General features: G+C 74.4%; 6 protein-coding genes and 1 pseudogene. 4 read left to right on the top strand and 3 right to left on the bottom strand.

Annotation, left to right across the window (positions count from 1 at the left end):
- Both G3I42_RS19235 and G3I42_RS19230 read left to right on the top strand, forming a co-directional pair.
- Nucleotides 1–924, top strand: a pseudogene (locus G3I42_RS19235) (hypothetical protein); the annotation flags it as partial.
- Between the two features lie 3 nt (nt 925–927).
- The gene (locus tag G3I42_RS19230) at nt 928–1,374 is read left to right on the top strand and encodes an Imm7 family immunity protein (protein ID WP_164287596.1); all 447 of its coding nucleotides are present in this window, start codon (nt 928–930) and stop codon (nt 1,372–1,374) included.
- A 197-nt stretch (nt 1,375–1,571) separates the two neighbouring features.
- On the opposite strand, the gene nucS is transcribed toward G3I42_RS19230, so the two are convergent.
- Nucleotides 1,572–2,243, bottom strand: coding sequence for an endonuclease NucS (gene nucS, locus G3I42_RS19225; RefSeq protein ID WP_164287594.1), 672 nt, complete (start codon nt 2,241–2,243; stop codon nt 1,572–1,574).
- Nucleotides 2,244–2,453: 210 nt separating this feature from the next.
- Between nucS and G3I42_RS19220 the strand changes: the two genes are divergently transcribed.
- On the top strand, nt 2,454–2,846 hold the full coding sequence (locus tag G3I42_RS19220) for an SCO5389 family protein (protein ID WP_164287592.1): 393 nt from the start codon (nt 2,454–2,456) through the stop codon (nt 2,844–2,846).
- Nucleotides 2,847–3,000: 154 nt separating this feature from the next.
- Here G3I42_RS19220 and G3I42_RS19215 read toward each other — a convergent pair whose 3' ends face one another.
- The gene (locus G3I42_RS19215) at nt 3,001–4,032 is read right to left on the bottom strand and encodes an LLM class flavin-dependent oxidoreductase (protein WP_164287590.1); all 1,032 of its coding nucleotides are present in this window, start codon (nt 4,030–4,032) and stop codon (nt 3,001–3,003) included.
- 266 nt (nt 4,033–4,298) lie between these two features.
- Between G3I42_RS19215 and G3I42_RS19210 the strand changes: the two genes are divergently transcribed.
- Nucleotides 4,299–4,628 (top strand): ATP/GTP-binding protein, encoded by a 330-nt coding sequence (locus tag G3I42_RS19210; protein WP_164287588.1) that lies wholly within the window; start codon nt 4,299–4,301, stop codon nt 4,626–4,628.
- A 36-nt stretch (nt 4,629–4,664) separates the two neighbouring features.
- Here the strand turns inward: G3I42_RS19210 and G3I42_RS19205 are convergent, their stop codons facing one another.
- Nucleotides 4,665–5,477: an ABC transporter permease subunit gene (locus tag G3I42_RS19205; RefSeq protein WP_164287598.1), complete on the bottom strand. Its 813-nt coding sequence runs from the start codon at nt 5,475–5,477 to the stop codon at nt 4,665–4,667.
- Between the last annotated feature and the right edge of the window lie 42 nt (nt 5,478–5,519).

Raw genomic sequence — 5,519 nt, 5'->3', positions numbered from 1 at the left:
GGGCTGCGCGGCGCGCTCTCCGACCGGCGCGGCACCCTCGCCGGCCGCCGCACCCTCGCCCTCGCCGACGACCGGGCGGGCATGCCGCAGCGCCCGGACGTCGAGGAGCCGGACCCCGACGCCGTACCCCGGCCGCCCGAGACGACGGCGGCGACGGCGGTCGTCGACCAGCTCCCCGGCACGTTCAACAGCGCGCCCGACCCCTTCTTCGACCCGCGGGCCGCCACCGAGGTCTTCCCCCGGCAGACCCCGGAGGCGCACGCGAGCGAGGCGAAGGGCGGGGTGCGTCGCTCGGCGCTCGTCGGGAGCCGCCGCAACCTCGTCGCGGCGGGCGCCGGGGCGCTCCTCGTCGCCGTGCTCGGCACCGTCGTCACCCTCGGCACGCTCTCCGACAAGGACGACGCCCCCGCCGACCGCGTCACCACCGAGCACTCCGCGAGCACCGACGACGACGGCGACGGCCTCGGCGCCGACACCCCGCCCGACGAGTCGGGCTCCACGGCGAAGGACCCGGCCCCCCGGCCCTCCGCGACCGACCCGGGCGAGGACGGCGTCCTCGGCACGGCGGACGACCCGACGCCCTCGGCGCCCGCGAGCCAGTCGCCCGGTTCCTCGGCCTCGGCGCCGGACGACGAGGAGTCGAAGCCGGGCTCCGGGCCGAGCGACACGCACAAGCCCGGCGGCACGAAGCCGAGCAAGACCACGAGGCCCCCGACGGACCCGGGCCCCAGCCACTCGTCCCCCTCCACGACCCCGAGCGACCCGGACGAGCCCACGGGCAAGCCCACCGACCCCACCGACGACCCCACCGACCCCGGCGAGACCGACCCCTCCGAACCCGAGACGAGCAACTCCGCGAGCGACCCCGTCGCCAGCGTCACGGCGGGCGACCCGGCGAACTCGCAGGGGGCCGAGGTCGCGTAACCCGTGTACGAGTACCACGGGTGGATCACGCTCCGCGAGACGCCGGGCGAGGACGAGACCCCGCCGGGCGGCGCCCGGGCCGAAGACCTGGGAAGGGTCGTCGGGGGACTGCGCGCGCTCGTCGAGCGCCAGGACAGCCCGTACCTGTGCGACCTGCGGTGGATGAACGGAGAGCCCTTCGTCCACCTCGGCGGCCTGTCGAACCACGCGGGCCCGACGGCCGCCGCACTGGAGGAACTCTTCGCCTGGGTGGCCGCGCACGCCCCCGGTTCCTACGGGCTGCTCCACGTCCGTGACGACGAGGACCGGCGGCACGGCGACGTGGTGCGGGTGCTGAGACTGGCGCGCGGCACCGTCTCCGCGCACACCGAGCGGCTGCTCTCGCCGTGCGTGCCCGTGCTGGAAGACCCCTTCGACGCCGCGTCGGCGGACGACCGCCACACACGGTGAGCGGCCGGTGGTGCGCGGCGCGTGAGCGGGTGCCGGGTTTCTCCTGGTACGGGGCCCGGGCAGGCGCGTGATTCGGTCGAACCCACACAGTCGCATGGCATATGCCAAGGGCTGTGGCGCGGTGCGCGGGCGGGGCCCGGAGGGGCTGCGGGGGCGGTGACGCGGGGCGGGGGCCCGCCCCCCGTACCGCCCTCGGGTCAGAACAGGCGGAGCTTGTCGTCCTCGATGCCGCGCAGGGCGTCGTAGTCGAGGATCGCGCAGTCGATGCCGCGGTCCGTCGCGAGGACGCGGGCCTGGGGCTTGATCTCCTGAGCGGCGAAGATGCCGCGTACGGGGGCCAAGTGGGGGTCGCGGTTGAGGAGTTCGAGGTAGCGCGTGAGCTGTTCGACGCCGTCGATGCCGCCCTGGCGCTTCAGCTCGATCGCCACCGTGCGGCCCTCGCCGTCCCGGCACAGGATGTCGACGGGGCCGATCGCCGTCATGTACTCGCGGCGGATGAGCGTGTAGCCCTCGCCGAGGGTGTCCAGGCGGTCGGCGAGGAGTTCCTGGAGGTGCGCCTCGACGCCGTCCTTGATGAGGCCCGGGTCGACGCCCAGTTCGTGGGAGGAGTCGTGCAGGACCTCCGCCATCGTGATCACGAGCTTCTCGCCGCCCTTGTTGACCACTGTCCACACGGGAGTGCCCTCGGCCTCGCCCTCCTTGAGGGTGCACGGCGGGGACATCCAGTTCAGGGGCTTGTACGCCCGGTCGTCCGCGTGGATCGAGACGCTGCCGTCCGCCTTCACGAGGATCAGCCGGGGCGCGAGGGGAAGGTGGGCGGTGAGCCGCCCCGCGTAGTCCACGGAGCAACGGGCGATGACAAGGCGCATGGTCGGCAACGCTATCCGACCCGGACCCGTGCTCGCGATCCGCCCCGAAAGCACGGCCTCCCGGTGGCCAATTGTGTGCGCGCACGCCTGGTGTGCCCCCGGAGCCGTGCATAACGTGTTGGCAGGAGGTCGCGACACGAGCACGCTGCGTGTCCGGGCTCCCGCCCTGTCCGTGGACCCCCGCCGCTCGGGGGTGCGAGAGGAGTACCCATGTCGCTCGACGTCTCACCGGCACTGTTGGCACAGGCCGAGCGGGGCGAGGTGGACGAGGCCGAATTCGTCGACTGCGTCCGGACCTCGCTGCCCTACGCCTGGGAGATGATCAGCTCCCTGGTGGCTCAGCTGAAGGTGGACGGAGGGGACTTCGCCGACAACCAGACGCCGCCGCCCAGCGAGAAGGAGCGTGGCCAGCTCCTGCGCGCGCTCGCCAGCGACGCCATCAGGGGCGCGCTCCAGCGCCACTTCGGTGTCCGCCTCGCCTTCCAGAACTGCCACCGGGTCGCGGTCTTCCCCCTCGACCCCGCCGTCGACGAACGGCTCACGCGCTTCACCTCCGTCCGCGCCCAGCTCCTCAACCAGTCCCCGGAGCTGCGCGACTGCTGACCGCGCACGGAACTCCCGCCGCGTCGGGGGACGCTCCGTCCCCCGACGTAGCCGGAACTCATCACTCCGTCGCCCCGCGTCCGTCTGTTTTCAGGCCACGTGGAGCACGCTTCCTACGTCACCCGCGGCCCGCGTGCCGCGCGCGGCGCTCCGTTCAGTCCAGCAACGGCAGCAGCTCCGCCCCCGCCCGTCGCAGGTTCGCCTCCGTTGTCGCGAGATCGCCGGAGCCCTCGGCGAGCAGCGCGAAGCGCGTGATCCCGGTGCGTTCCGCCGTCGCCGCGAGCCGCCGCGCGGCCGTCTCGGGGGTGCCGACCGGGTGGATGCCGCACAGGAACTCGGTGTACGCGACCGGGTCCCGCATCCGCCGCTGCCTGCCGTCCACCGTGACGTGGGCGCCGAGCCCCTCGCGGAACCACTCGGGCATCGCCTTGACGAGCGTGTCGCGGGCCTCGGCGTCGCGGTCCGCGAGCTGGAGCACTCCGGCGCTGACGTGCGCGGCGGCGTCGATCCGCTCGGGCGCGAGCCCGGCCGCGCGCGCCTCGGCGCGCCACAGCTCGACCATCGACGCCTTCTCCTCGTCGCGCGCGTGCATCCCGAGCAGCATCGGCAGGCCGCGCCGCGCGGCGAGCCGTACGGTGCCCGGCGAGGTGCACGCGACGACGACCTCGGGGCCCGGCTGCCCGGGCAGCAGCGCCTGCGCCGGGCGCGGGACGACGCTCACCTCGCGGAAGGCGTACCGTTCGCCGCTCGCGCCGACCCGGCCCTCGCGCAGCCAGCGCAGGAGCAGGTCCAGGGATTCGGGGAAGTGCCGCTCGAAGGCGTCGAGCCCGGCGCCGAAGACCTCCAGGTCCACCCAGGGCCCGCCGCGCCCGACCCCGAGCGAGAACCGTCCCTCGGCCGCGAGGTGCAGGAGCGCCGCCTGCTCGCCGAGCGCGACCGGGTGCGCGGTGGGCAGCACGCTCACCGCCGTGCCCACGCGCAGCCGCCGCGTACGGCCGAGCAGCAGCGCGGCGAGCGTGACCGCCGAGGGGCAGGTGCCGTACGGCACGAAGTGGTGCTCCGCGAGCCAGACCGACTCGAAGCCGGCCTCCTCCGCCACCTCGGCCGAGCGCACCGCGCGGTGCAGCGCCTCTCCGTGGCCCTGGCCCGGGTACTGCCCCGCCAGGACGAAACTCCCTATCCGCATGAGCCGTTGACGCCTCCTTCGTGCCGTACGGGCCGGATCGCCCGCTGACGGCAACAACGCCTGACACGTGCCAAAGGCACGGCCTGCCGACAGGATTGGCGGATCGTCCGGGAAGCGGCGGGAGCGGGGGCCGCTTGTCTCGGCGCGAAGCCCGGGGGGCGGTACGCGAGGGCCCCCGGCGTGCGCCCCCGGCGCGCGGTCCCCTCGCGGGCGCGCGCGTACGCTGGACGGTATTCCCGTCCGGCCGCAGCCTGAGAGGTGTTTCAGTGTCCCCCCGCCGCAACCGCCCCAAGGGAGCCTCCGGCTCCGGACAGCGGGCCGACGAGGACCCGGGCAACCGCTACGGGCTGCACCGGACCGAGACCTGGCAGGGCGAGGAGTGGTCGGTGCGGCACGTCGCCGGCGCGAGCGCCGCCGGCAAGACGTACCGCTGCCCCGGCTGCGACCAGGAGATCCCCTCGGGCGTCCCGCACGTCGTCGCCTGGTCCGAGTACTCGGGCGTCGACGAGCGCCGGCACTGGCACAAGGCGTGCTGGAACGCCCGCGACCGTCGGGCGACGCGCGTCCAGCGCTCGCGCAACGCGCCGCGGTACTGAGCCCCCGCCGCCGGCGCTACCGATCGGGACGCGCGCTCACACGTCCCGCCGGTGCAGCACCGCGAAGGCGCAGCCGACGACCGCCGCCGTGAGGACGGCGAGGAGGCCGAGCTGGGGGAGCCCGTTGCCGTCCTGGTCGGGGGTGAGCAGGAGCGAGAGGGCGCTCGGCGCGCTGTACTCCATCATCTTCTGCCCGAACTCCTTCGTGGAGTCGAGGCCGACGAGGAAGAGGGGCAGGATCGTCGGCAGGAAGTACACGCCGAGCATCGTCGCGATCGCGCCCGCCGAGTGCCGCAGCATCGTCCCCACCGCGAGCGCGAACATCCCGAGCAGCGAGACGTACAGGCTCGCCAGGAGCGCGGGCCGCCCCCAGTGCAGGTCCGCGCTGTCCGGGACGAAGGGCGCGCTGGCGGTCGAGACGATGCCCGTCGAGACCAGCACGGCGACGAAGCCGATCGCCGAGAAGACGAGGAACTTCGCGGCGAGCACCCGGTGCCGCTGCGGCGCGGCGGTCAGGGTCGGGCGGATGAGACCCGTCCCGTACTCGGAGGAGATGACGAGGACGCCGAGCGTCAGCAGGCAGATCGTGCCGAGCAGCAGCCCGGGGAAGGCGAAGAGCGTCGCACGGTCCTCGGAGCCCATCTGATCGCCCACGGTCGCGGCGAAGAGGAGCCCGACGCCGACGACGAGCAGCACGAAGACGCCGAGCGTCCAGAGCGTCGAGCGCACGCTGCGGATCTTCGTCCACTCGGCCCGCAGCGCGTGCCCGAGATGCGCGCGCACGATCGGGATGGGCGACTCGTACGGGGCGGGCGGCGCGGGGGAGGCGGGGACGTACGCGGCGGCCACGACGGGCGCGGGCCGGGCGGGGGTGGGCGTGGCGCCGGGTGT

The organism is Streptomyces sp. SID11385 (assembly GCF_010548245.1).
Classification (GTDB): domain Bacteria; phylum Actinomycetota; class Actinomycetes; order Streptomycetales; family Streptomycetaceae; genus Streptomyces.
This window is presented reverse-complemented; position numbering and strand designations above follow the sequence as displayed.

What these genes read in the sequence shown, in the direction of transcription:
- nucS (WP_164287594.1), bottom strand. Translation starts at nt 2,243, where the DNA reads ATGCGCCTTGTCATCGCCCGTTGCTCCGTGGACTACGCGGGGCGGCTC.
- G3I42_RS19220 (WP_164287592.1), top strand. Translation starts at nt 2,454, where the DNA reads ATGTCGCTCGACGTCTCACCGGCACTGTTGGCACAGGCCGAGCGGGGC.
- G3I42_RS19215 (WP_164287590.1), bottom strand. Translation starts at nt 4,032, where the DNA reads ATGCGGATAGGGAGTTTCGTCCTGGCGGGGCAGTACCCGGGCCAGGGC.